This is a genomic window from Citrobacter sp. Awk 4 (genome assembly GCF_028069725.1).
GTDB lineage: Bacteria > Pseudomonadota > Gammaproteobacteria > Enterobacterales > Enterobacteriaceae > Citrobacter_D.
This window is the reverse complement of the sequence record NZ_JANEWG010000102.1, coordinates 1-4,063: the sequence shown is the minus strand read 5'-3', so window position 1 is coordinate 4,063 and position 4,063 is coordinate 1. Positions and strand designations below refer to the sequence as shown.

The window sequence follows — 4,063 nt, the reverse complement described above, 5'->3', positions numbered from 1 at the left end:
ACATTAAAAGGTGCATTAGCTGACGTAATTTTACATAATCAATAATTGACCATCTCGTCACAGTGTGCCTTAATGTCACTATCGCCCACGCGTTGGGCCCACCCTAAGGAACCTTTTGTGAGTCAGGCTACCAGTATGCGAAAACGACATCGATTTAACACTCGCATGACCCGTATCGTACTGCTTATCAGTTTTCTCTTCTTTTTTGGACGCTTCGTCTACTCTTCAATTGGCGCCTGGCAACATCATCAGGATAAAAAAGAATCACAACAATCAACCCTGACAACTGAAACGCCATCTCAGTCATAATCTGTTTGCGACTTCCCCCCATATCGCTGTAATACAATATATTTTTATTAAACCCTGACATTGGGCAGTAAAAAACGGGAGTACGCAGACTCCCGTTTTGTTCAGACAAACTGTCAGTACACCGCCCTACATAGTGACAATCGCAGGCTCATCAAACGCGGTCAGTTTTGGTGCTTCGCCGGTGAATTTTTCTGCGTAAACCAGCGAAGTATTACCCGCGCAGCCGTTCGCCAGTCGGGATGTTGGAATATCAGCGGTCAGTACGTTAGCACCGCCATTTTTACAGATTCCATTCTCCAGATCCGGCCAGGCCCCTTCATGAATGCAGATAATCCCAGGTTTAATTCCATCACTGACGCGCGCGCCCACCAGCACTTGTCCGCGACCGTTCCATACCCGAACCAAATCACCATCGGAAATACCGCGAGCCTTCGCATCCTCCGGGTGAATTGTCACTGGTTCACGATTGGCAATGGCGTACTCTTTACGCAGTGAAGCGTAATTCAACTGGCTGTGCAGACGATGCGCCGGATGTGCGGTCAGCAACTGCAGTTGATCCTTATCCGCTGTGCCTTTCCACTCATCCGGTTCGATCCATGAAGCATGCGGTGGGCAATCTTTGTAGTGATATCCCTCAATCGTTTTCGAGTAGAGCTCAATTTTTCCGCTTGGCGTACCAAGCGCATTCATCACCGGGTCGCTGCGGAAATCAGCGTAACGAACATATTTGTTATTCTTCTCGTTCTCACGCATCTCGATCAATTTATTCTGTTGCCAGAAGGCATTGAACTGAGGCATCGCCACACGCTGCGTACGCGCGGCCTTTTGCGCAGCGTCATAGAATTGCTTCAGCCACGCCATTTCATCTTTACCTTCGGTATAGACAGCTTTACCGCCCGCTTTGAGCATCTCCGCCAGATCGGCAAACACGTCAAAGTCATTGCGCGCCTCAAACTGTGGTTCAATAACCTGCTTCATCGGAACCAGATGCTGGTTACTGTAATCCCCGGTCATTGTGAGATCGTTGCGTTCAAACGATGTGGTAATCGGCAGAACAATATCGGCATGTTTGGCAGCCGCAGTCCAGTAACACTCAGAAATAACGACCAGCTCCGGTTTCTGCCACGCTTTAATTAAGCGGTTCGTATCCTGGTGATGTGTAAAGTTGCCGCCGCCTGCCCACCAGATCATTTTGATATCCGGGAAGGTTTGTTCTTTACCATTATGCTGATATTTTCCGCCTGGGTTTTCGAGCGCTTCGACAATTCGCGCGACCGGAAGGCTAGTCACAGCGTCGGAGACAGCCCAGTCATTGCCTGCAGAGGAGCCACCTTCAATCTGCGCTGAAATTGCAGGCAACACCCCGCCCGTACGCGTCGGGTTACCACCATTAGAATAATGGTAGGAGAAACCAAAGCCCCCTCCTTCCGTGCCAATTTGCCCCAACATGGCAGCCAGTGTCACCAGCATCCAGTGTTTTTGCTCGCCATACTGCTGACGCTGAATCCCCCACCCTGCCATGAGCATCGTCTTATTGCCGGAGAAGATTTCCGCCAGTTTCTCGATTTGCTCTGCGGGCACACCGCATACGCCTGCAGCCCACGCAGCGGTTTTCTCTGTTTTATCGCTTTTGCCCAGCAGGTACTCTTCAAACTGTGGATAACCGGTCGTGTATTTCTCCAGGAAAGCCTTATCATGCAGACCCTTTTTCACCAGCGTGTGTGCAATGCCCAGCATCATCGCAACATCCGTCCCCATATGCGGTGCAATCCAGGTAGCATTATCACCAAAGAACTCAATGGTTTCAGAACGCATTGGATCAATAGCAATCACGCTCTTCCCGGATTTTTTGAGCAAATTAAAGTACTCAAGTCCCTGTTCGTCTGTACTACTCCAGGCAATTTTTAATGTGTTGAGCGGGTTCATCCCCCACAACACCACAACCTGGCTGTGCTCAAGAATCATCGGCCACGTTGTCTGCTGTTCGTACACTTCAACCGATCCTACGACATAAGGCAGGATCACTTGCGCCGCACCGGTAGAATAATCCCCCGTATGACCTGCATATCCCCCCGCCATACTCATGTAACGCTGCAACAGAGTTTGTGCTTTGTGCAACACACCGCTTGAACGCCAGCCATAAGACCCCGCAAATATCGAAGCGGGGCCAGAGCTACTACGGATCCGGCTGTGCTGCTCATGGATGAGTTTAAGTGCCTGTTCCCAACTCACACGGACAAAAGGATCGCTTCCCCGTTTACCATCTGCTTTTCCTGGATTTTCCAGATAGCTTTTACGCACCATCGGATATTTTATACGCGCGCTGGTATGAACCTGGTCAGGGGCTGTCTGTTGCAATGAGTTAGGAATCGTTTTTTGTAATGCCCCTTTCGAAGAGACAACCTTCCCGTCTTTGACTTCGACATAAACAGCCCCCCAGCGCGCCGCTGTCAGAACTGCGCCGCCCCCCGAGTCTGCTGCCCAGGCGGGCATCGGGATCATTGAAGAAATCGCCATAGTCCCGGTTGCCGCGCCAGCCGTTTTGATAAAGTCACGTCTTGTGAGTTTCATGATTTCTCCTGGTGTTGTCGCTTATTTATTTATGTCTTTTGCGTTGTACTGGAAATAACGGCTCAGAATATCCAGCTCGTTTTCACTGATGTTGGTTCGTGCTCCCATCCCTTTTGCCACCGAAGGCCAGGCATTGAGGGTAAAGTGCTTCGCGGGGATCGGCGCGTGACAACCTGCGCAATACACATTGTCGAGCTTACGCGCGTAATCCCACATCGGTTCGCGACTAGCCAGGGCTGAGGCACTCCACTCCCCCTGCAGCGCAACGTCCCGCCACGCATTGCCATACTCATCTTTCTTCCAGTCAGAGAGCACGTTCAGCGCCTGTTGTCCTTTTTCACTCAGACTGGCAAGAACAAGCCGCTGGCCTGCCGCGTAATAAATGACCTGTTCACTGCCCTGCATCTGGCTACCGCGAATTTCAACATGACGCGAAGTTCCCGTGGTTTTCAGCACATGCAGTTGCGTCGCCGGATAAAGTGTCGCCAGATCGCCAAGCGCGCCGGGGCTGACAACATAGAGTTCTTTCGTTGATATGGGTGTTGAGGCCGCCTGTGCTTCAAGTGCTTGTAACGCGGTATCGTCCATTTTTATTTCTGGAGGGAAGTGGGCGACTCCTTTATGGCAGTCGATGCAGGTTTGCTTTTCCTTCGCGCCCATCTCATGCATCTTTCGGGCATCCGCGCTTTGCGCTTCGAGATCCATGGCATCCATACTGTGACAACTGCGACAGGTCGCTGAGTCATTGGCTTTGAGTTCTGCCCAGACCGTTTGCGCCATTTCCAGACGATGGTCTTCAAATTTTTCGGGGGTATCGATCTTTTTGCTAATGAACTGGTGATAGATATCTTTCGAAGCACGCAGTTTAGCGATCAGATAATCCACGCCTCCCTGCGGAATGTGACAATCTGCACACTCCGCACGGATTCCTTTTTGGTTCTGAAAATGTTTGGACCCCAGATATTCCTCATAAGGAGCCTGCATCGTATGACACGACAAACAAAATTCCGTACTGGATGTTTTATGCAATGTCCATTGCGCAGCCAAAATAAAAAACACGCCAATGATGGCCCCCAGAAGCACCATCCATACAACCATTTTATTTATTTTTTTCATTGTCTACCCTGGCAAACATAAATACCTATTGATAGGTAGACAGTAAATAGGCACAACAGATGACTTA

General features: G+C 50.2%; 3 protein-coding genes. 1 reads left to right on the top strand and 2 read right to left on the bottom strand.

Annotated elements, in window-relative coordinates; translation table 11 throughout:
• Positions 1 to 117: 117 nt before the first annotated feature.
• Entirely contained in the window at positions 118 to 309 is a 192-nt protein-coding gene (locus NNO04_RS22150; RefSeq protein ID WP_271446492.1) for a YfgG family protein, read from the top strand.
• Between the two features lie 126 nt (positions 310 to 435).
• On the opposite strand, the gene NNO04_RS22145 is transcribed toward NNO04_RS22150, so the two are convergent.
• Both NNO04_RS22145 and NNO04_RS22140 read right to left on the bottom strand, forming a co-directional pair.
• Positions 436 to 2,880 carry a trimethylamine-N-oxide reductase 2 gene (locus NNO04_RS22145; protein WP_271446491.1) on the bottom strand — a complete coding sequence of 815 codons (2,445 nt, stop codon included), beginning with the start codon at positions 2,878 to 2,880 and terminating at the stop codon, positions 436 to 438.
• A 21-nt stretch (positions 2,881 to 2,901) separates the two neighbouring features.
• Positions 2,902 to 3,996 carry a NapC/NirT family cytochrome c gene (locus tag NNO04_RS22140; RefSeq protein ID WP_271446490.1) on the bottom strand — a complete coding sequence of 365 codons (1,095 nt, stop codon included), beginning with the start codon at positions 3,994 to 3,996 and terminating at the stop codon, positions 2,902 to 2,904.
• Positions 3,997 to 4,063 lie beyond the last annotated feature (67 nt).